Origin of the sequence: Streptomyces sp. NPDC058663 (assembly GCF_042716745.1) — a bacterium.
GTDB lineage: Bacteria > Actinomycetota > Actinomycetes > Streptomycetales > Streptomycetaceae > Streptomyces.
Map to the genome: position 1 here is coordinate 1 of NZ_JBHXRV010000024.1, position 21,803 is coordinate 21,803.

A 21,803-nucleotide genomic window follows, 5' to 3' on the forward strand; every position below is an offset into this window, starting at 1 on the left:
AACATATTTGGCGTTGACTTTTGGCACGCTGTTGAGTTCTCAAGGAACGGACGCTTCCTTTGTACTCACCCTCTCGGGCTTTCCTCCGGACGTTTCGTTCGGTGTTTCTGTGTTTCTTTGTGTTGTTGCGTTTCCGACTCTATCAGACTGTTTCCAGTGCCGATTTCCTCGGTGCTTTCCAGGTTTTTCGCTTTCGCGTTTTCCCTTTCCGGCGGTTCCGACTCTATCAGATCCTCTCGGGCCTGATTCCCAGTCAGTGGGATTTGTCTTTACGGCTGTTGGGCCGTTCCGACGAGTGAGACATTAGCGGATTCCTGGGCCCCGATGCCAATCGGGGTCCGTTCTTTCGAACGCGGATTCCTCATTTCGCAAAAGTGCATGACTGCACAGGAGCAATGGGTACGACGGACGTCGACTCATTGATCTTGGTTTCTGCGGAAGGGCTGCCCCGGGCCGGCCGGAACCGGTGCTCACGTAGGACAACCCGCAGAACTCTACGGACGGGGTGGATCCGCGTCAAACCCGCTGGCACCACCCGCCTCCGTCTCCTCCTCGTCCCCTCCGGGCCCCGTCTCCAGCGCCTTCCCCAGCGCTCCCTGGCCTGCCCGGGTAGAGCTCGGCGCGGTATTGTGCAACTAGTTGCATAAGGTTGTCGTTGTGTGTGGAGGCGTTGGATGAGGCCGTCGAATCAGTACCCGCAGCTGTTGAGCCCGCTTGACCTGGGCTTCGTCACGCTTCCCAACCGGGTGGTCATGGGGTCGATGCACATCGGCCTCGAGGAGGCCGAGCGCGGGTTCGAGCGGATGGCGGCCTTCTACGCGGAGCGGGCCCGCGGTGGGGTCGGGCTGATCGTCACCGGGGGGATCTCGCCCAACGAGGCCGGGCGGCCCTATCCGGGCGGAGCCATGCTGACGACGGCCGAGGAGGCCGCCCGGCACCGGGTCGTCACCGATGCCGTGCACGAGGCCGGTGGACGTATCGCGATGCAGATCCTGCACTTCGGGCGCTACGCGTACCACCCGGAGCTGGTCGCGCCGAGTGCGTTGCAGGCGCCGATCAGTCCCTTCGTACCCCATGAACTGTCGGACGACGAGGTCGAGCGGACCGTCGAGGACTTCGTGCGGGCGGCCGGGCTGGCGCGGGAGGCCGGTTACGACGGGGTGGAGATCATGGGGTCCGAGGGATACCTGATCAATGAGTTCATCGCCGCGCACACCAACAAGAGGGACGATCGGTGGGGCGGGTCGTACGAGAACCGGACGCGGTTCCCGTTGGAGATCGTGCGGCGGGTCAGGGAGCGGGTCGGGCCCGACTTCATCCTGATCTACCGCCTGTCGATGCTGGACCTGGTTCCGGGCGGGTCGACGCTGGCGGAGGTCGTGGAGCTGGCGAAGGCCGTGGAGGCGGCGGGGGCGACCATCATCAACACCGGCATCGGGTGGCACGAGGCGCGGATTCCCACCATCGCGACGTCGGTGCCGCGCGGGGCGTACGCGTGGGTGACCAAGCGGGTGATGGGTGAGGTCGGGATCCCGCTGGTGACGACCAACCGCATCAACACCCCCGAGCTGGCCGAGGAGCTGTTGGCGGGGGGTTTCGCGGATCTGGTGTCGCTGGCGCGGCCTTTCCTGGCCGACCCGGAGTTCGTGGCGAAGGCACGGGACGGGCGTCCGGAGTCCATCAATACGTGCATCGGGTGCAACCAGGCCTGCCTGGACCACACCTTCAGCGGGAAGATCACGTCCTGTCTGGTGAACCCGCGGGCCTGCCACGAGACGGAGCTCGTGCTGTCGCCGACCCGGCTGCGCAAGCGGGTGGCCGTGGTCGGGGCGGGGCCGGCCGGGCTGGCGTGTGCGGTCACCGCGGCGGAGCGCGGGCATGCGGTGACGTTGTTCGACGCGGCCGATGTGGTGGGCGGGCAGTTGAACGTGGCGCGGCGGGTGCCGGGCAAGGAGGAGTTCAACGAGACGCTGCGGTACTTCCGTAACCGGTTGACGGAGTTCGGGGTGGAGGTGCGGCTTTCGACCGAGGTGACCGCTGAGCTGGTGGAGGCGGGTGGGTTCGACGAGGTGGTGATCGCCACGGGTGTCACGCCTCGGGTTCCGGAGATCGAGGGGGTCGGGCACCCGAGTGTCGTCCGTTACCTGGAGGTGCTGCGCGGTGAGGTCGAGGTCGGCGAGCGGGTGGCCATCCTCGGGGCCGGCGGGATCGGCTTCGACGTGGCCGAGTTCCTGACGGACGAGGGCGAGGAGGCGAGCCTGACGCCCGAGGTGTTCTTCCGGCAGTGGGGAGTCGACATGGAGTACGAGGGCCGGGGCGGGCTGCGGGCACCGGAACGTTCGAAGTCGACGCGGACCGTGCATCTGCTGCAGCGCAAGGAGACCAAGGTCGGGGCGGGGCTCGGCAAGACCACGGGGTGGATCCACCGGACCGAACTGGCCAAGCGCGGTGTGACGATGGTGCCCGGTGCGACGTACGAGCGTATTGATGACGACGGCCTGCATGTGGTCGTGGGCGGTGAGCGACAGGTCCTGGAGGTCGACACCGTGGTGCTGTGCACGGGGCAGGAACCGCGGCGGGACCTGTACGACGTGCTGGTGGCGGGCGGTGTCGCGGTGCATCTGATCGGTGGTGCGGATGTGGCGGCGGAGCTGGACGCGAAGAGGGCCATCCGGCGGGGGACGGAGGTGGGGGCCGAGCTGTGACCCTCCGATGGGGGGCTGCCTAGGATGCGGGTATGTCTCTGCCGCACGCGATCCTCACCGCCCTGTTGGAGAAGCCTTCTTCGGGGCTGGAGTTGACCCGGCGGTTCGACATGTCCATCGGGTACTTCTGGTCCGCCACGCACCAGCAGATCTACCGCGAGCTCGGGAAGCTGGAGCAGGCCGGGTTCATCCGCGCCCTGCCGCAGGAGGTTCCGGCCCGGGGGCAGAAGCGGGAGTACGAGGTGCTGCCCGGCGGGCGGGCGGAGCTGGTGGCCTGGGTGGGCAGGGCGGAGGATCCCAAGCCGTTGCGGGATGCCTTCGCCCTGCGGCTGCGGGCGGCCGCCATGGTCGGGACCGGGGAGCTGCTGGCCGAGGTGGAGCGTCATCTCGGGCTGCACCGCGTGCAGTTGGCGACGTACCTGGAGATCGAGAAGCGCGACTTCGGGCACCTGGGCGGGGAGCGGCGGGGTGGCCGGGAGGAGCGGTTGCAGCACCTGGTGCTGCGGGCCGGGATCGATATGGAGCGGTTCTGGGTCGGGTGGCTGGAGGAGGCGACCGCGGAGCTGCGGGAGCTGGACGGGTAGCGGCGGTTCCCGGGGCCCCGCCGGATGGAGGTCCCGTGCTTTCCCTGCGGGAAAGGCGCGGGACCTCCTTGTCCTGCTGTCCTGCTGTCCTGCTGCCGAGCCGGTCGGGCTGCCCCGGTGGTCAGGCCTTGTTGCGGGAGGCCCAGAACTCGTCGAAGTCCAGGCGGCCGTCGCTGTTGCCGTCGTGGGCGTTGATGATGGCCTGGGCCACGGTTTCGGTGACCGTGAAGTCACCGAGCTCGGCCATGAGGCTCTTGTACTCGGCCGCCGTGATCGTGCCGTCGCCGTTCTTGTCGAACTTCGCGAATGCCGTGCGTGCCGACTCGATGTCGATGTCCGCCACGTGGTCCACCCCTTTTGGTGCAGTCACAGAAAGCCGGACCCCGTGGCCCGGCTTGTGTGACGGACAGATTAGCGGCCCTGGTGGGCACCCGGGTGAGGTGGGTGGGGACGCGGGCCCGACGCGGGCGGGGGTGGCCGCGGTGAGCGGTGGGGCGGGGGTCCGGGGGCGGCCGGGTGCCCGCCCCCGGAGGGTGGGCTAGCGGAAGATTCCCGTGTGGCCCAGGGAGTAGCGGCCGGGCTGGGGGTAGACCGCCAGGCCGTGCGGGCCGTCGCCGACCGGGATGCGGGCCAGTTGGCGGCCCGACGTCGTGTCGATGGCGTAGACCTCGGAGTCGTACCGTCCGGCCAGCCACAGCACCTTGCCGTCGGCCGAGACGCCGCCCATGTCCGGGCTGCCGCCGTCCGGCAGGCGCCACTTCTTCGTGAGCTTGTTCTTCGCGAAGTCGAAGACGGAGATCGAGCCCTCGCCCCGGTTGGGGACGTACATCTCCTTGGAGTCGCGGGAGATGTACAGGCCGTGGCAGCCCTTGCCGGTGGGGAGGAGCTTGGGGGTGGTGAACTTCTCGCCGTTGAGGACCCACATGCCGTGGGCCATCATGTCGGCGATGTAGAAGGTCTTGCCGTCGGGCGAGATCTTGACGTCCTGCGGCATCGCCCCCTCGAAGGGGAGTTTCTGCTGGCCGACGACCTTCATCTTCTCCGTGTCGACCTTGAGCAGCTCGCCGGAGAACTCGCAGGAGACGACGAAGTAGCGTCCGTCGGCGGAGAAGTCGGCGTGGTTGACGCCCGCGCAGGTGACCGGGACGGTCTTGACGCGGTTCATGGTGTGCGGGTCGCGGAAGACGAGCTCGCGGTCCATGGAGGCCATGACGATCGCGTGCTTGCCGTTCGGGGTGAAGTAGAGGTTGTACGGGTCGTGGACCTCGACGGGCTTGCCGGCCTTGCCGTTGGCCGGGTTGATGGGGGTGAGGGTGTGGCCCCGGTTGTTGTTCACCCAGAGGGTCTTCAGGTCCCAGGAGGGGACCACGTGCTGGGGCTGGATACCGACCGGGATCGTTTCGATGACCTTGTAGGTGGCGGGGTCGATCACGGAGACGGTGTTGGAGTTGGTGTTGGGGACATAGATGCGGGCGGGGTATTTGCGGGCCACCGGGGCGATGTTGCCGGGGCGGTTGGCCGCGTAGATGTCCTGCGGGTTCTGGACCGGGGGCATGCCGGGCAGGCCCGCCGGGGCAGTCTGCTTGACCTGGGCGGGCCGAGCGGCGGCGTTGCTCCCGAGCGCCTCGGCGCCCCCCTTCGCGGCGGGGTCCGCACAGGCGGCGAGTGCGGCGAACAGGAGCCCGGCGGCGCACAGGGCGCGGGTGCGGTTGCCCTTGCGGGCGGCGGGGGCGGGGGCTTTACGGGTGGTGGGGTGCAGCGGGGTCATGGGGTCAGCAGCTCCGTGGTGGTCACCGCGCGCAGCTTGCGGCGGTGGAAGTCGTCGAGGAGGGCGGGCAGCGCGGCGACCGTGTCCGCGTAACCGAAGTGCAGGCTCACCACGGATCCGTTGCGGATCTCCCCGGCGACCTTGCGGGTGACGGCCGTCGCGCCGGGCGAGGTGAAGTCGAGGGAGTCCACGTCGTACGACAGGACATGGGGGTAGCCGGCCCGGCGCGCCAGTCGTTGGACCAGCGGCGTCGCGTACTGGGTACGGGACGGGCGGAACCAGGTGCCGATCGAGCCTGTGAGTCTGCGCAGCCGTTGCGCGCAGGCGGTGATTTCCCGGTACGCCTCCCCCTCCGGCATCTCGGAGACCGTGAGGTGGCGCTGGGTGTGGTTGCCGAGGTCGTGGCCGCCGTCCAGGATCCGGCGGGCCAGGTCCGGGTGTTCGTCGAGCCATGTCCCCACGGCGAGGACGGTGATGCGGGCTCCGGCCCGTTCCGCCTCGGCGAGTACGGCGCGGGCGGTGGCGGGGTCGCCCTGGCCGTGGAAGGTGAGAGCGACACGGGGCCGGTCGCGGGAGCCGTGCTCGATCTGGACGGGGTGGCCGGGGAAGCGGCGGGGTGCGGGGGCCCGGGCGGGGGCGGCGAGTCGGCCACCGGCGGCGGGCCCTTCCGGGCCCGAGGTCGTGGTGGGGGCGCCGGGGGTGCCGGGCCCCGGGGAGGCCCCCGCGGTGGTGTCCCTGTTCCCCGTGGTGCACGCCGTGGTGGCGGTCAGGGCGAGCCAGGCTCCGGCGTGCAGCACGGTGCGGCGGTGGGGTGGTGGGGCGATGGGGCTCACCTCTCCCGGAGGGGTGGGGTGCGGTCGGCCGGGGCGGCGTCGCCTCGGGTGAGCACCGTAAATGCGAAAAGCGAAGAATTTGATGATTGGGGTAATTGGGGGCGTTTTGACGTCGAGGAGATGTGGGGCGCGGCCGTGTCACGCGGGGGCGTGGGGTGCGAGGTGGTGACCTTGAGTGGATCAACGAATCACGCATTGTTTCCCATATTTATGCAGAGAAAGAGAGGTGAGTGGGCCACCTCACCAACGATTCATCTCTAAAGTGTCGGCATGTGTGCCGGTTTGTCCGAGTAGGGACTTTTGGCTTGAAGCCGCCCGTCTGCCATAGTCGGAGACACGAACCCCATTGACCCGGGCGAGTTCGTCCACCAGGCCGTGGAGCACACCCCTTCCGCCCCATGGCCCCCTCGGAAGCCCCCGCAGTGCGCCCTACCCCGGCGCCTGGGGGCTTCTGGCGTTCCCGGCCCCGTAGGGGTCTCAGCGCTCGCGGTCGACGACCCGCATTTCGAACCAGGTCGTCTTTCCGCGCGGCAGCAGGTCCACTCCCCACCGGTCCGACAGCTTGTCCACCAGGAAGAGGCCGCGGCCGCTCACGTCCAGCTCGTGCACGGGCATCAGGCAGGGCAGTCCGCGCGAGGGGTCGCGGAGCTCGATGCGGATCCAGCCGCGGCGGCGCAGCATACGCAGGCCGAACACCCTGGCTCCGGTGTGCCGGACGGCGTTGCCGACCAGCTCGGAGACGAGGAGCACCGCGTACTCCGTGAGCTGCGAGGAGAGGCCCCACTGCCGCTGCACGATGCACTGGGTCAGCCGGCGCGCATGGCTCGCCGACTCCGGCCGCGACGGCAGCCGCACTTCACCCTCCGTCGGATTCCCGAACAGCTCCAGCGCCAGCAGAGCCTGTTCGTCATCGACGGCCGGCGTCCACCGCGCAGCTGTCGACTGCCCCTGCTGACGCGGTTCCTCCACACCTTCCAGGCCCGCCATGCCCCCATCATGGCGGCCTCTTCGGCGGTCCGGGGCCGTTCCGGAGGAATCGGCAGCCCCCGGTGGGCCTCCCCCCGGAAGGCTTCTGGCATATGACCGGAGCAAAAACGTTCCTCCTCGGGCCGTCCCACCTGCGATTACCCGCCGCGTGCGGCTGATCACCGGGAGTGCCGCGCTCGGGAGGCCTTAAGTCTGTCTTAAGGCGCGGGCCGCCCGCTCGCCCGAACGCGTCACCCGGCGTCGTGGGTTGACCCGGCGGCGACGTCGCCCGCCGGAGGGTCTGCCGTGGGGTCCGGCGGAGGGTCTCAGGGGGGCCGCCGGAGGTTGCCGTGGGGTCCGGTCAGAGGAACTTGGCCTTGCCCGGGCCCTCCTCCACGAAGCTGCGCATTCCGCGCTCGCGGTCCTCGGTGGCGAACAGGCCCGCGAACCAAGTGCGTTCGAGGGCGAGGCCGGTCTCCAGATCGGTCTCCAGGCCGGCGTCGATCGTCTCCTTGGCCGCGCGCAGGGCCAGCGCCGGGCCCTGGGCCAGCTTGGCGGCCCACGCCTGGGCCTGCTCGTACACCTCGGCGGCGGGGGCGAGGCGGTCGACGAGACCCAGAGTGAGGGCCTCGTCCGCCTTGACCATGCGGCCGGTGAAGATGAGGTCCTTGGCCTTGGAGGGGCCGACGAGACGGGAGAGACGCTGGGTGCCGCCCGCGCCGGGGATCAGGCCGAGCAGGATCTCGGGCTGGCCCAGCTTGGCGTTGTCCGCGGCGATGCGGAAGTCCGCGCAGAGGGCCAGTTCGCAGCCGCCGCCCAGCGCGTAGCCGGTGATCGCGGCGACGACGGGCTTGGGGATGCGGGCGATCGCGGTGAACGCCTCCTGGAGGCCGCGGGAGCGGAGCACCATCGCGGCGTGGTCCATGTGCTGCATTTCCTTGATGTCCGCACCGGCCGCGAACACCTTCTCGCCGCCGTAGAGGATGACGGCGCGCACGTCGTCGCGGCGGGTCGCCTCCTCGGCGAGGGCGCGCAGCTGGTCCTGGAGGGCCACGTCGAGGGCGTTCATCGGGGGGCGGTCGAGGCGGATCGTGCCGACGCCGCCTGAGACTTCGAGGGTTGCGGTCATACGAGCGAGGTTAACGTCCACTCACGCGCACGGGCCCGGTGCACTTGGTCACAGTGCGCCGGGCCCGTTCACGGCCGCGCGGGCATCCGGCGGGGATGCGTGCGCGTACCGGCAGGCGGGACTACTTGGTCCACTCGGCCCAGGACATGTTCCAGCCGTTCAGGCCGTTGTCCGGGGCGATCTGCTTGTCGTGGGAGTTCTTGACGACGACCACGTCGCCGATCAGCGAGCTGTTGAAGAACCAGGCGGCCGGGGTGCCGGAGTCGCCGGCGCCTCGCCGGTCGCGCAGGCCGACGCAGCCGTGGCTGACGTTGGCGGAGCCGAAGGTGCCGGAGGAGGCCCAGTAGTTGCCGTGGATGAAGGTGCCGGAGTTGGACAGGCGCATCGCGTGCGGCACGTCCTTGATGTCGTACTCGCCGCCGAAGCCGACGGTGGCGCCGTTCATCCGGGTCACCTTGAGCTTCTCGGTAATGACCATCTGGCCGTTGTACGTCGTGGTGGACGGGGCGCCCGCGGTGATCGGGATGGTCTTGACCGTCTTGCCGTCGCGGACGACCGTCATCGTCTTGCTCTTGGCGTCGACGGTGGAGACCTGGCTGCGGCCGACGGTGAACTTCACGGTCCTGGTCTGCTTGCCGTAGACGCCGGGGCGGCCCTCGACACCGTTCAGGTTGAGCTTGACGGTGACCTTGGTGCCGGCCTGCCAGTACTTCTCCGGCCGGAAGTCCAGGCGGTCGTTGCCGAACCAGTGGCCCTCGACCGGGACCGAGGGCTCGGCCGTCACCTTGATCGCGCTCTGCACGGCGTCCGGGTTCGTGATGCCGCGGGTGAAGCGGAAGGACACCGGCATGCCGACACCGACCTCGGTGCCGTCCTCGGGGCGGAACTCGGCGACGAAGGTGTTCTTGGGAACGAGCGTGGTGAAGGTGGTGTCCTGGGCGGACGCACGGCCCTCGGAGTCCTTGGCGAGGGCGTGCACCTTGTACGTCGTACCGCCGGCGAGGTGGTGCGAGGGCTCCCAGGCGGCGCCGTCGGCAGCCACCTTGCCCTCGACCTCATTGCCCTTGGAGTCGGTGACCTTGACCTCGGTCAGCTTGCCCTTGTCGGCGGTGATCTTCAGGCTGCCGCTGGTGGCGACGTCCTTGGCACCGTTCTTCGGTGCCACGGTGACCACCGCCTGGGACGCCTTGGTGTCGCCCTGGCCGGACCCGGCCGGCCGCTGCTTGTCCGTCGGACCGGCCTTCTCCTGGCCGCCGCAGGCGGTGACCAGGAGCAGCAATGCGCCCAGTACCACCGCGAGCAGGGTCCGGCCGCCGCGCCGTCGTGTCCCCGGCCGGTTCACCGCTGGTTCCCAAGGACCCGAACGGACCGGTATCGGCTGCCTGTTCAATGTGGAATTCTCCCCTCGCGCACGGCCTGACCAGGCCCGCACCCCCGCGCAACTACCGCGCACTGCGCTAGATAATCACACCGGAAGCGGCGGGAACTCCCCTGGTATGTCACCGTTCCGTTCCAAGTGGGAGCGGGTGCGAGGGGTGTTCGGGGCTCAGCGCAGGGCGGACCCCGCGGTCCACTGTTCCCATCCCATGTTCCAGCCGCCGAGGCCGTTGTCGGGGGCGACGGTCCGGTCGGTGGAATTCACCACTTCCACGACGTCGCCGACCAGAGTGCGGTCGAAGAACCAGCCCGCCGGGGTGTCCCCGCTGCCGCCCTTGACGTCGCGCAGGCCGATGCAGCCGTGGCTGGCGTTGGTGGAGCCGAAGACTCCGTTGGACCAGTAGTTGCCGTGCAGGAAGGTGCCGGAGGAGGTCAGGCGCAGGGCGTGCGGCACGTCGGCGATGTCGTACTCGCCGCCGAAGCCGACGGTGCGGCCGTTCATCCGGGTCACGTCGTGCATCTCGGTGACCACCATCTTCCCGTTGTACGTGGGGTTCTTGGGCGCGCCCGCACTGATGGGCACTTCGGAGAGGACCTCGCCGTCGCGGGTGACGGTCATGGTGTGGGACGCGGCGTCGACCACCGAGGTCTGGTGGCGGCCCACGGTGAAGGTGACCGTCTTGTTCTGGATGCCGTACGCGCCGGGGGCCGCCTGCACGTCGCGCAGCCGGATGTCGGTGGTGACGCGGGTGCCGGGCTGCCAGTAGGTGCGCGGCCTGAAGTCGAGGCGTTGCTTGCCGAACCAGTGGCCGACGACGGGGACGGCGGGCTGCGCGGTGACGCGGATGGCGCGCTCGACGGCGGCGCGGTTCTCGATGGGCCGGTTGAAGGAGAAGGAGACGATCATGCCGGTGCCGACGGTGGAGCGGTTCTCCGGCTTGAAGTAGCCGATGAAGCGCTCGTCGGGGACGTGGGTGGTGAAGGTGGTGGTGCGGGCGTAGCGGCGGCCGTCCTCGTCGACGGCGACGGCCTGGACGCGGTACTTGGCGGCGAGCACGAGTTTCCCGTCGGGGTGGCCCGCGTCGGGCTGCCAGGTGGTGCCGTCGGCGCTGATCCGTCCTCGTACCTCCTGCTGCTCGGCGTCCTCGACCCGCTCCACCTTCACCCGTTCCAACGTGGCGTCCGAAGAGCTCACTTCGACCCGGGTGGCGGCCCCGACGTCCTTGGCGCGGTCGGCCGGGGTGATGGTGATGGCCTCTTCCGGGGTGGGCGGCTCGGTGTCGAACCAGGAGCCGACGCCGCAGCCGGTGAGGGCGAGGGCCAGGGCGGCGGCCGACCCGGCACGGAGGAGTACTTGGGCCGCTCGACGGGGGAAACGTGAGTGCGAGCGCCACTGTGGGCAGAACAGCAGGGAGGACCTCATGTGGAGAGCCTGGCGGCCGGGACGCCGCTGTGCCTCTCGACTCGCCGGTCCCGACGAGCCGCGGGAGGCTGACAGGTGTCGAGCGCACCCGAGCACGATCTGCAAGTGGTACGGCAGGGCAGGGCGCCGCGCGCCCCGCTGACCGGCACCGGGACCGGTGTGCCCGCCGAGCTGCCCACCGGGGCGGCGGCAGGCAACGGTCATCGGAAACAGCCAGGTGAAAGCCCCCGGCCGCCCGTGTGGCCGGGGGCTCCCAATCCCCTGGGTGCCCGGTTCAGGGTCGGTCCCGACAAAGTGGCGGGCACCAATTTCGCGCTGTGGGCGGGGGGTGCGGAGGCGGTCGAGCTGTGTCTGTTCGACGAGGGGGGCGGGGAGATCCGGTGCCCGCTGACCGAACTGACGCACGAGGTGTGGCACGGCTTCGTACCGGGTGTCCACCCGGGGCAGCGGTACGGGTTTAGGGTGCACGGCCGGTGGGACCCGTGGACGGGCGCCCGCTGGAACCCGGCGAAGCTGCTGCTCGATCCGTACGCGCGGGCGGTGGACGGCCACAAGGGAAACGACTACGGCGCGCTGCCGCCGCAGGTCTACGGGCATGTGCGGGACTGGCCGCAGCAGCAGGTGGCCGACACGGTGCGCGACGACCGGGACTCGGCGCCGTACGTTCCGAAGGGGGTCGTGGTCCATGACGACGACGACTGGGCGGACGACCGGCGGCCGAAGACCCCGTGGGCGGACTCGGTGATCTACGAGCTGCACGTACGGGGCTTCACGATGCGGCACCCGGACATCCCCGAGGAGCTGCGCGGTACGTACGCGGGGCTGGCGCACCCGGCGGCGATCGAGCATCTCGTGCGGCTGGGGGTGACGGCGGTCGAGCTCCTGCCGGTGCACCAGTTCGCGCACGAGGACCATCTGCTGCGCCGCGGCCTGAGGAACTACTGGGGTTACAACTCCATCGGCTACTTCGCCCCGCACGCGGGCTACGCGGCGACGGGTACGGCGGGCCAGCAGGTCGGCGAGTTCAAGCGGATGGTGCGGGCGCTGCACGCGGCCGGCATCGAGGTGATCCTCGACGTGGTCTACAACCACACGGCGGAGGCCGGCGAGCTGGGTCCGATGCTGTCGCTGCGCGGGATCGACAACCAGGGTTATTACCGCCTCCAGGACGACCAGCGGCGGTACGCCGACTACACGGGCTGCGGCAACACCCTCCACGTCGTGCAGCCGCAGGTGCTTCGGCTGATCACGGACTCGCTGCGGTACTGGGTGAACGAGATGGGCGTCGACGGCTTCCGCTTCGATCTGGCGGCGGCGCTGGCGCGGTCCATGCACGACGTGGACATGCTGTCGCCGTTCCTGGCGGTAATCGGCCAGGACCCGGTGCTGCGGCGCTGCAAACTGATCGCCGAGCCGTGGGACGTGGGCAGCGGCGGCTATCAGGTGGGGGCCTTCCCCCCGCTGTGGACCGAGTGGAACGACCGGTACCGGGACGCGGTGCGGGACTTCTGGCGGGGGGCGCTGCCGGACGTGCGGGATCTCGGCTACCGGCTCTCCGGGTCGAGCGATCTGTACGCGTGGGGCGGCCGGCGGCCCTACGCCTCGGTCAACTTCGTGACGGCGCACGACGGATTCACCCTGCGCGACCTGGTGAGTTACGAGCAGAAGCACAACGGCGCCAATGGGGAGGGCAACCGGGACGGCACGCACGACAACCGGTCGTGGAACTGCGGCGCCGAGGGCGAGACCGAGGACGCCGGCATCAACGCGCTGCGGCGGCGGCAGCTGCGGAACCTGATCACCACCCTGCTGCTGTCGACCGGGGTGCCGATGCTGGTGGCGGGCGACGAGATGGGGCGCACCCAGGGCGGCAACAACAACGCCTACTGCCAGGACAACGCGACGAGCTGGGTCGACTGGTCGCTGCTGGAGGACCCCGGCTGGCGTTCGCTCTTCGACCTGACGGCCCGGCTGCTGAAGCTGCGGCACGCGCATCCGGTGCTGCGGCGCAGGGCGTTCTTCGCCGGGCGGGCCCAGCAGGCCGATGGGCTGCGGGACCTGGCGTGGTTCACGGCGCGGGGCGAGGAGATGACGCCCGAGGACTGGTACGCCCCGGCGGCGACGCTGGGGATGTATCTGTCGGGGCTCGACATACCGGGCCGGGACGTGCACGGGGAGCAGGTGACGGACGAGAGCTTCCTGGCGATCCTGCACGCGGACGAGGCGCCGGTCTCCTTCACCCTGCCCGGGGAGCCGTGGGCCGCGTCGTACACCTGCGTCGTGGACACCTCGCGGGAGGAGCAGGCGGAGGAAGTGGGGTACGAGGGCGGGGAGACGGTGGTGGTGCCGGGGAGGACGGTACTGCTGTTGCGGGTGGGGGCGGTCGGGTGAAGGTGCGCGGCGGGTGGGGGCGCGGTCGGGTGAACGTGCCGCGCCGGAGGCCGGGGGCGGCCGGGAGGGGTCGCCGCGGGCGCGGGCGGTGGCGCGGGGTCAGGTGAGGATGCCGCGCCGGTGGGCGGTGGAGACGGCGGCGGCGCGGTCGTTGACGCCGAGTTTGGCGTAGAGGTGGGTGAGGTGGGTCTTCACCGTGGCCTCGCTGATGAAGAGGGTGCGCGCGATCTCGCGGTTCGAGGTGCCCCGGGCGACCAGGGCGAGCACCTCGTGCTCGCGGGCGGAGAGGGCCGCCTCCGCGGCGGGTGCCGGGCGGGGGTTGCGCACCTGGGTGACCAGGCGGGTGGCGACGGCCGGGGAGAGGACGGTGCGGCCGGCGGCTGCGGCGCGCACCGCGGTGAAGAGTTCGTCGCGCGGCGCGTCCTTGAGGAGGTAGCCGGTGGCGCCGGCCTCGATGGCGGGCAGGGTGTCGGAGTCGGTGTCGTACGTGGTGAGGACCAGCACCTTGGACGGCAGCCGCCGGCGGGTGAGTTCGGCGATGGCGGCCACTCCCCCGCCGCCCGGCATGCGCAGGTCCATCAGGACGACGTCCGGGGTCAGCTCCTGGGCCAGTTCGACCGCTCGGGGGCCGCTGTCGGCCTCGGCGAGTACCTCGAAGCCGGGGGACGCCGCGAACATGCCGCGCAGGCCGTCCCGTACGACCGGGTGGTCGTCGACCAGCAGGAGGGTGATCACGGGGGCGTCGGGGGTCTCAGGCATGGTGCACCAACGGTACGCGGGCGGACACGGCGGTGCCGTAGCCGGGTTCGGACTCGATGTCGACGGTGCCGGCGAGCCGTTCGGCGCGGGCGCGCATACCGGTGAGGCCGAACCCGATGGGCTTCTCGGCCAGGGGGTCGAAGCCGCGTCCGTCGTCGCGGACGTCGAGGGTGATCTCGTCCCCCATGTAGGAGAGGGTGACGCCGACGCGGGTGGCGTGGGCGTGCTTGGCCGTGTTGGTGAGGGCTTCCTGGGCGATGCGCAGGAGGGTCGCCTGGATCTCGTCGTGGAGGGGCGAGACGGTGCCGGTGAGAGTGAAGTCGGCCCGTGTGGTGGCCTGCTGGGACCAGAGCGCGACGGTCTTCTCCAGGGCTTCGGGGAGGTCGTCGTGTTCCAGGGCGGCGGGGCTGAGGTTGCGGACCGAGCGGCGGGCCTCGCCGAGGCCGGAGCGGGCGAGGGCGGTCGCCCGGTCGATGTGGGCCCGCGCGCTGTGGCGGTCCTGGGTGTCGGATGCGGCCTGGAGCTGGGTGACGACGCCGGTGAGGGCCTGCGCGATGGTGTCGTGGATCTCGGCGGCGAGCCGGCGGCGCTCGTCGGAGACGCCGGCCTCGCGGGCCTGGAGGACGAGCTGTTCATGGAGGGCGGCGTTCTCCGAAAGTGCTTGTTCCAGGCGGGCGTTGGCGTCTTCGAGGGCGAGGATGGTGGCGGCCTTGGCCTCCCGGTCCTCGTCGGCCTTCTTGCCCAGGTGCTCGAAGACCAGGGTGAGTGAGGCGTGCAGGACGAACAGTGCGGCGAAGAGGGGCCAGTGGCCGGCGGACTGTCCGTACGCCATCGTCACCGCCGTGGCGAGAAGACTCATGCGGCCCCATCGGAGCCCCAGTTGATAGTGACCGGTGTCGAAGTAGCCGAGTACCGCATAGATCGAATAGAAGGGGTTGAGGTAGGTGAGGACGAAGGCGAGCGGGGTGCGGATGAGGTAGTACGCACGCGCCTGGGCGGGTTTGCCGTCCGTCAGGCACGCCCCGGTGTGCCCGGCCCACAGGTGCAGGACGACTGCCGCCGCGACCGCGGGGCCGGTGGCGTACAGCTCCGCACGGGTCATCAGTTCGTCGACCGTGAACAGGGTGATGCCGGTGGCGAGGGTCAGCAGCGCGTACGGGCCCCACAGGAAGAACCGCCTCTGCAACTCGCCCTCGATGTTCATGTCCTGCCACCTCGCGTCCACGCGGCTACTCCCAGCGGAACCAGCGCGACGCCGCACCGGTGAGGCCCGCTGCCCACAGGGCCATGATCCCCAGGTGCGACCAGTTCGGCCAGGCTCCGAGCATCGACCGGTCGAGGGCCTGCGAGGCGGCGCCGAAGGGGGTGAGGCCCACGATCGTCCGGAGCAGGTCCGGCATCGCCTGGACGGGCAGCCAGACGCCCGAGGTGAACATCATGACGAGGAAAACTACGGAGCCGATCGCCGTCGCCGCCTTGGTCGTCGCGGCGATCGCGGACAGGGTCGCGCCGAGGGCCAGCGCGCAGCCGGTCATGAGCAGCATCGCAAGTACGTAGCCGGGCTGCGCGAACGGCAGCGGCACGCCGAAGGCGAGGCGGCCCACCGTGATGGCGAGCAGTGCGGAAACGATCATCGCCGCTCCGTGCAGGGCGATCTGCGCGCCGAGGATGGCGAGGGGCCGTACCGGTGTGGTGGACAGGCGGCGCAGGATGCCGCGTTCGCGGTAGCTGGTGAGGACAGGTGGCATGGCCTGGATGGACGCCATGATCATGCCGAGGAGTACGGCGATGGGCACGTAGAGGTCGATCACACGGCGGCCGCCCAGGTCGGGGCTGGCCTCCCGGAAGGAGGGGATCAGGCCGAGGATGACCAGGAGGATGGTCGGGAACCCCAGGATCCAGAAGAGGGAGCCGGGTTCGCGGAGGAAGAGGCGGCACTCCGCCTTGAGGACGGCGGTGAGGGCGTTGCCGCCGGGGCCCGTGGGGCGGGTGGTGCGGGCGGGGGCGGATGCGGTGCTCATGGGTTCAGGCGGCCTTGTCTGTGAGGTCGGCGGAGGGGGTGGCGGCGGGGTCGGCGGGGTCCGTGGAGGTGCGCTCCTGGGTGAGGTCCAGGAAGGCGTCGTCCAAGGTGGCGTCCGTGACGCGGAGTTGGCGGGCGGTGATCCGGCGCTGGGCGAGCAGGGTGATGACGGCGTTGACCGTGGCGTCGGTGCCGGTGATGGTCAGCTGGTCGCCCTTGCGGTCGACGGAGGCTGCCTCCGGCAGGGCGGCGAGGTCCTCGCCCGCGAGCGGGGCGGAGGGGGTGAAGGTGATGACGGTGGAGCTCGCCGAGCGGCCGATCAGTCCGGACGGGGTGTCCAGGGCGGCCAGCCGGCCCTTGTCGATGACGGCGATGCGGTCGCAGAGCCGCTGCGCCTCCTCCATGAAGTGGGTGACCAGCAGGACCGTGACGCCTTGGGCGCGGACGTCCTCGATGAGCCGCCAGGTGTCGCGGCGGGCGCGCGGGTCGAGTCCGGTGGTGAGTTCGTCGAGGACGACCACCCTCGGGTTGCCGATCAGGGCGAGTGCGATGGACAGGCGCTGCTTCTGGCCGCCGGAGAGGTGGGTGAAGCGGGTGGTCAGCTTGGACTCCAGGCCCAGGCGTGCGGCGAGCGGGCGCCAGTCGGCCGGGTGCGGGTAGAAGGACGCGTACAGCTCCAGGGCTTCCCGTACCAGGATCTTCGGCTGGAGTTCACTCTCCTGGAGCTGGGCGCCCAGGAGTTGGGTGACCCGGTCGTGGTCGGCGACCGGGTCCAGGCCGGCGACCCGGACGGTGCCCGCGTCGGGGGTGCGCAGGCCGCTGACGCATTCGACGGTGGTGGTCTTGCCGGCGCCGTTGGGTCCCAGGACGCCGAAGATCTCGCCCTCCTCGACGGTGAAGGAGACGCCGTCGACGACCGGGCGGCCTGAGTAGGACTTGCGCAGCGCGCTGACTTCGATGAGGGGCATGCCACGAGGTTCGCCCGGCGCGGCCCCGGCCGGTATCGGCCATCACGCTCGATGCGGGCATCGGCCGATCGGTTGATGGCGGCGCCGATCGGCTGATCCGTCCCGTAAGCCCCCCTGACGCCTCTCGGGGGTGGGCCTGGCGCCTCTCGGGGGTGGGCCTGGCGCCTCTCGGAAGTGACGTTGACGCCCCTCGGGGGTGGCCTCGATGCCTCTCGGGGTGTACGGGGTGCTGGTCCGCGCGCCGCCGAATACTCGCTGGGCGCGGGCGGGAGCGACTCGTAGGCTCGGGCCCGATGACCGATACACACACTGCCCCCGGGTCCACCACCGACATACCGGACGCACGGCGCGCGCCTCAGGAAAAGCCTGTGAAACGCTCCGCCGTGCGCTCGCTGCTGCGTCTGTGGCCCTACGTCAGACCCGTCCGGGCCCGCTGGGCAAGCGCGGCGGTCGTCGCGATCGTCGCCTCCTGTCTGAGCCTGGTCATCCCGCTCGTACTGAAGTGGATGGTGGACGGCCCGATCGCCGGCCGCGACCCGGGCGGTGTCTGGCTGGGCGCTGCCGCGCTGTTCGTGCTGGGTGTGGTGGAGGCGCTGCTCTTCGGCTTCCGGCGGTGGCTGGTGGCGCGCCCGCTCGCCGGGGTGGAGGCGGGGCTGCGCGCCGACCTGTACCGGCATGTGCAGCGGCTGCCGGTCGCGTTCCACGACAAGTGGGCGTCGGGACAGCTGCTGTCGCGAGGGACCACGGATCTGATGTTGATCCGGATGTTCCTGGCGTTCCCGCTGACCTTTCTGATCGTCAACGGCACGACGATCCTGGTGGGGTTCGTGATCCTGCTGATGCAGCAGTGGACGCTCGGGCTGGTGCTGATGGTGCCGGTGATTCCGCTGATGATCCTGTGTGCCGTGTTCGAGGGGAAGTACGCCCTGGTGTCGCGCAGGGCGCAGGACCAGGTGGGCGATCTGACGACGGTCGTCGAGGAGAGCGTCCTCGGCATCCGCATCATCAAGGGCTTCGGCAGGCACCGGGCGCAGTCGGAGGCGTTCCGCGAGCTGTCTCAGCGACTGCGTGGCACGGAGCTGGCCAAGGCGCGGCTGCTGGCGGGGATCCTCGGGCTGATCACGGTCATCCCGGAGCTGGCGATCGGTGCGGCGCTGGTGCTGGGCACGATCCAGGTGGCGGACGGCGGATTGTCGGCGGGCACGCTGGTGGCGTTCCTCTCGACGGCGCTGGCGCTGCGCTGGCCGGTGGAGTCGATCGGGTTCCTGCTGGCGATGAGCCAGGAGGCGGCGACGGCTGCGGACCGGTTCTTCGAGGTGATGGACGCGCCGGAGGAGAGGGATCCGGAGGGGGCGGGGCCGGAGGAGAGGGATCCGGAGGGGGCGGGGCCGGAGGAGAGGGATCCGGAGGGGGCGGGGCCGAAGGAGAGGGATCCGGAGGGGGCGGGGCCGAAGGGGAAGGGTCCGGAGGGCTTGGCGAAGGATCCGGCGGCAGGGGGCGAGGCCGGTGGACTGCGTTTCGAGGGAGTGGAGTTCCGCTACCCGGACGCGCCCGCCGACTCCGTACCCCTGCTGGAGCACATCGACCTGCACATCCGGCCCGGGGAGACGCTCGCCCTGGTCGGGGCCACCGGCAGTGGCAAGACGACGCTGACCGCGCTGGTGCCGAGGCTGCACGAGCGGACCGGCGGGCGGATCACGCTCGACGGGCGGGACATCGACACGATGCCGCGTGCCGAACTGCGGGAGCTGGTGTCCGTCGCATTCGAGGAGCCGACCCTCTTCTCGGCGACGGTCGGCGAGAACGTGCTGATGGGGGCGGGGCCGGACGCGGGTGACGAGGAGTTGCGGCGCGCGCTGGACATCGCCCAGGCCGACTTCGTGCACCGGCTGCCCGAGGGAGCGGACACCGAGGTCGGCGAGCAGGGGCTGAGCCTCTCCGGCGGCCAGCGCCAGCGTCTCGCGCTGGCCCGTGCGGTGGTGGGCAGGCCGCGCTTCCTGGTGCTGGACGACCCGCTGTCGGCCCTCGACGTGCACACGGAGGCACTGGTGGAGGCGGCACTGCGGCGCGTCCTGGCCGACACCACGGCCCTGGTGGTGGCGCACCGCCCTTCCACCGTGATGCTCGCCGACCGGGTGGCGCTGTTGTCCGGTGGCCGGATCGCCGCCGTCGGCACGCACCACGAACTCCTGCGGGACAACGCGGAGTACGCGTGGCTGATGTCGGGCGCGCAGGAGGACAGGACGCGGGAGGGGGGTGCGCGGGAGGAGGGGGCGCGGGAGGAGAGTGCACGGCCGGAGGGTGCGCGGCCGCTGGAAGGTGCGGCGGAGGCCGGTGTGCCGCGGGCCGGGGCGCCGGAGCCGGGTACAGCGGAACCCGGGGCGCCGCGAGCCGGGGCGCCGGAGCCGGGTACAGCGGAACCTGGCACGCCGCGCGCCGGAGCACCCGAACCGGGCGCAAGGGAACCCGGGGCACCGCCAGCCGGAGCACCCGAACCCGGCGCAACGGAGATGACGAAGGCCGGCAAGGACCTGCACGAGGGAGCGGACGCGTGACCACCATCGACAAGGGCAAGCCGCCCACGGCCGACTCCCGCTGCGGCACCTCCGCCGACGCCACCGTTCCCGCGGACGCCACTGCCCCCGCCGACGACACCGTCCCCACCCTTCCCGCGGACGCGGGCACGGACGCCGGCGCCACCGACCGGGCCGGCGCCACCGACCGCGCCGTCACCGGTGCCGAGTCTCCCGCAGGCTCCTCGCGGGCCGCCCCGGTCGGGGACCCCTTCGACCAGGACGAGCTGCCGTCGCCTGCCGGCGCGACCTTCGCGCTGCTCGGTTCGCTGCTGCGCCCGCGCCGCGGGTACGTCGCGCTCTCGGCGCTCCTCCTGCTGCTCCAGCAGGCCGCTGTCCAGGCCGGGCCGCTGCTGGTCGCGTACGCCATCGACCGGGGTGTTCCCGCCTTCCGCGCGCAGGACTATGGCCCGCTGATCGCCGTGGCCCTCGGGTACCTGCTCTGCTCGGTGGCCTCCGGGGCGCTCCAGTACGCCTTCTTCCGTACCTCCGCGCGCGTCAGCCAGGACGTGCTGCTGGACCTGCGCGGCCGGATCTTCCGGCACGGGCAGGCCCTCAGCGTCGACTTCCACGAGCGCTACACCTCGGGCCGGCTCATCTCCCGCGCCACCACCGACGTCGAATCGCTGCGCGAGCTGCTCTCCGAGGGCCTCCAGGAGCTGATCGGCGTCGTGCTGTCGTTCCTGTCCATCTCGGTGCTGCTCCTCTGGCTGGACCTGGGGCTCGGGGCGGTCGCGGTCGCCTCGTTCGTACCGTTGTACCTGCTGGTGCGGCTGTACCAGCGGCGGGTCGGGTTGGTTTTCAGCCGCCGGTCGTCGGCGGTCGCGGCGGTGATCGTGAAGTTCGCGGAGACCCTCAACGGAATCCGTCCCGTGCGTGCCTTCCGCCGGGAGCGGGCCAACGACGAGGCCTTCGCGGTCCTCAACCGCACGCACGAACGTTCCAACGGCGACTCGCTCCTCGAGATGGCCCGCTATGTGACCGGCTCGCGCCTGGTGGCGAACACGGCCGTCGCGGGCATCGTCCTGTGGGGCGCCTACCGGGTCGCCTCCGGCACGCTCGCCCTGGGTGTGCTGGCCGCCGCGGTCCTCTATCTGCGCCGGCTGTACGACCCGATCGACCGCCTGGGCATGTTCCTCAACTCCTTCCAGTCGGCTTCCGCCTCGCTGGAGAAGATCGCGGGGCTGCTGGCCCAGCGGCCGACCGTGCCGGAGCCTGCCGCGCCGCGCGCGCTGCCGGAGCGGGCCTCCGGGCACCCGGGCCGTGAGGTGGAGTTCGACGACGTACGGTTCGCCTACCGCACCGGCGGTGAGGTGCTGCCGGCCTTCCGGCTGACCCTGGGTGCCGGGCAGACGGTCGCGGTCGTCGGCTCGACGGGGGCGGGCAAGTCGACCCTGGCGAAGCTGCTGGCCCGGTTCTACGACCCGACCGAGGGGCGAGTGCTGCTCGACGGCACGGACCTGCGCGACCTGTCCGTCGCGGAGCTGCGGCGCGGCGTCGTCATGGTGACCCAGGAGGCGTTCCTCTTCTCCGGGACGGTCGCCGAGAACATCGCGATCGGCCGCCCCGGGGCGAGCCGCGCGGAGATCGAGCAGGCCGCGAAGGAGATCGGCGCGCACGAGTTCATCGTGGGGCTTCCTGACGGGTACGACACGGACGTACGCAAGCGGGGCGGCCGGATATCGGCGGGCCAGCGGCAGCTGGTCGCCTTCGCGCGCGCCCTGCTCGCCGACCCGGCGGTACTGATCCTGGACGAGGCGACCAGTTCCCTCGACATCCCGGGCGAACGGGCGGTGCAGCGGGCGATGCACACGGTGCTGCACGGGCGCACCGCCGTGGTGATCGCCCACCGGCTGTCCACGGTCGAGGTCGCCGACCGGGTACTGGTGATGGAGCGCGGCCGGATCGTCGAGGACGGGGCGCCGTCCGAACTCATCGGCGGCGAGGGGCGGTTCGCGGACCTGCACAGGGCTTGGCGGGACAGTCTGGTGTGAGGGGTGGCGTTTCCGGGGGCGGGGTGCGGGTGCGCCCCGTCAGGGGCGCGGGGAACTGCGCGGCCAGCCACGTACCACCCGCACACCCCACCCACCCCTGGCCGGGCTGCCACTCAGGGTCTCGGGCGGAGCCCCCCCGCGCGGCGGAGCCGCAAAGTGTCACAGTCGGGAAGGGGCGGGGTGGGGTGAAGCCCCGCGCAGCGGACCACTCCGGGAACGGAGCGGAACCTGTGCGGCGGAGCCGGGGGTGGGGCGGGGCCCAGGGTGCGGCTCCGCCGGGGGCCGCCCCCTTGCCCGCCCTCCCCCAAGCTCT

The 21,803-nt window shown here is 70.9% G+C and carries 16 protein-coding genes; 5 read left to right on the plus strand and 11 right to left on the minus strand.

Annotation, left to right across the window (positions count from 1 at the left end):
• Positions 1–674: 674 nt before the first annotated feature.
• Both ACFWVV_RS18845 and ACFWVV_RS18850 read left to right on the plus strand, forming a co-directional pair.
• Positions 675–2,705: an FAD-dependent oxidoreductase gene (locus ACFWVV_RS18845; protein WP_384352173.1), complete on the plus strand. Its 2,031-nt coding sequence runs from the start codon at positions 675–677 to the stop codon at positions 2,703–2,705.
• 32 nt (positions 2,706–2,737) lie between these two features.
• Complete coding sequence (locus ACFWVV_RS18850; protein ID WP_384352171.1) at positions 2,738–3,289, plus strand: PadR family transcriptional regulator; 552 nt, start codon at positions 2,738–2,740, stop codon at positions 3,287–3,289.
• 121 nt (positions 3,290–3,410) lie between these two features.
• On the opposite strand, the gene ACFWVV_RS18855 is transcribed toward ACFWVV_RS18850, so the two are convergent.
• From ACFWVV_RS18855 to ACFWVV_RS18885, 7 genes are all read right to left on the minus strand, one after another.
• On the minus strand, positions 3,411–3,623 hold the full coding sequence (locus ACFWVV_RS18855; RefSeq protein WP_384352205.1) for an EF-hand domain-containing protein: 213 nt from the start codon (positions 3,621–3,623) through the stop codon (positions 3,411–3,413).
• Between the two features lie 204 nt (positions 3,624–3,827).
• Entirely contained in the window at positions 3,828–5,057 is a 1,230-nt protein-coding gene (locus tag ACFWVV_RS18860; protein ID WP_384352168.1) for a YncE family protein, read from the minus strand.
• Positions 5,054–5,890 (minus strand): polysaccharide deacetylase family protein, encoded by an 837-nt coding sequence (locus ACFWVV_RS18865; protein ID WP_384352166.1) that lies wholly within the window; start codon positions 5,888–5,890, stop codon positions 5,054–5,056. Before ACFWVV_RS18865 ends, ACFWVV_RS18860 begins: the two co-directional genes overlap by 4 nt.
• Before the next feature lie 477 nt (positions 5,891–6,367).
• The gene (locus ACFWVV_RS18870; RefSeq protein ID WP_384352163.1) at positions 6,368–6,877 is read right to left on the minus strand and encodes an ATP-binding protein; all 510 of its coding nucleotides are present in this window, start codon (positions 6,875–6,877) and stop codon (positions 6,368–6,370) included.
• A gap of 340 nt (positions 6,878–7,217) precedes the next feature.
• The gene (locus ACFWVV_RS18875) at positions 7,218–7,985 is read right to left on the minus strand and encodes an enoyl-CoA hydratase/isomerase family protein (protein ID WP_384352160.1); all 768 of its coding nucleotides are present in this window, start codon (positions 7,983–7,985) and stop codon (positions 7,218–7,220) included.
• A gap of 121 nt (positions 7,986–8,106) precedes the next feature.
• On the minus strand, positions 8,107–9,327 hold the full coding sequence (locus tag ACFWVV_RS18880; protein ID WP_384352159.1) for an Ig-like domain-containing protein: 1,221 nt from the start codon (positions 9,325–9,327) through the stop codon (positions 8,107–8,109).
• Positions 9,328–9,531: 204 nt separating this feature from the next.
• The gene (locus ACFWVV_RS18885) at positions 9,532–10,785 is read right to left on the minus strand and encodes an Ig-like domain-containing protein (protein WP_384352156.1); all 1,254 of its coding nucleotides are present in this window, start codon (positions 10,783–10,785) and stop codon (positions 9,532–9,534) included.
• Between the two features lie 75 nt (positions 10,786–10,860).
• Here ACFWVV_RS18885 and glgX point away from each other — a divergent pair, with 75 nt between their 5' ends.
• Positions 10,861–13,176 carry a glycogen debranching protein GlgX gene (gene glgX, locus ACFWVV_RS18890; protein ID WP_384352154.1) on the plus strand — a complete coding sequence of 772 codons (2,316 nt, stop codon included), beginning with the start codon at positions 10,861–10,863 and terminating at the stop codon, positions 13,174–13,176.
• A gap of 99 nt (positions 13,177–13,275) precedes the next feature.
• Here the strand turns inward: glgX and ACFWVV_RS18895 are convergent, their stop codons facing one another.
• Genes ACFWVV_RS18895 through ACFWVV_RS18910 form a run of 4 tightly spaced genes read right to left on the minus strand, consistent with a single transcriptional unit; the run spans position 13,276 to position 16,923 of the window.
• Positions 13,276–13,935 carry a response regulator gene (locus tag ACFWVV_RS18895; protein WP_384352151.1) on the minus strand — a complete coding sequence of 220 codons (660 nt, stop codon included), beginning with the start codon at positions 13,933–13,935 and terminating at the stop codon, positions 13,276–13,278.
• Positions 13,928–15,139 (minus strand): sensor histidine kinase, encoded by a 1,212-nt coding sequence (locus tag ACFWVV_RS18900; RefSeq protein ID WP_384422729.1) that lies wholly within the window; start codon positions 15,137–15,139, stop codon positions 13,928–13,930. The genes ACFWVV_RS18895 and ACFWVV_RS18900 overlap by 8 nt, the downstream gene beginning before the upstream one ends.
• 25 nt (positions 15,140–15,164) lie before the next feature.
• Complete coding sequence (locus ACFWVV_RS18905) at positions 15,165–15,956, minus strand: ABC transporter permease (RefSeq protein WP_384352145.1); 792 nt, start codon at positions 15,954–15,956, stop codon at positions 15,165–15,167.
• Between the two features lie 4 nt (positions 15,957–15,960).
• Positions 15,961–16,923 (minus strand): ABC transporter ATP-binding protein, encoded by a 963-nt coding sequence (locus tag ACFWVV_RS18910; RefSeq protein WP_384352142.1) that lies wholly within the window; start codon positions 16,921–16,923, stop codon positions 15,961–15,963.
• A gap of 383 nt (positions 16,924–17,306) precedes the next feature.
• Between ACFWVV_RS18910 and ACFWVV_RS18915 the strand changes: the two genes are divergently transcribed.
• Together ACFWVV_RS18915 and ACFWVV_RS18920 are read left to right on the plus strand one after the other, a co-directional pair.
• Positions 17,307–19,478, plus strand: coding sequence for an ABC transporter transmembrane domain-containing protein (locus ACFWVV_RS18915; RefSeq protein WP_384422736.1), 2,172 nt, complete (start codon positions 17,307–17,309; stop codon positions 19,476–19,478).
• Positions 19,479–19,483: 5 nt separating this feature from the next.
• Positions 19,484–21,490: an ABC transporter ATP-binding protein gene (locus tag ACFWVV_RS18920; RefSeq protein ID WP_384352199.1), complete on the plus strand. Its 2,007-nt coding sequence runs from the start codon at positions 19,484–19,486 to the stop codon at positions 21,488–21,490.
• Positions 21,491–21,803: the final 313 nt, after the last annotated feature.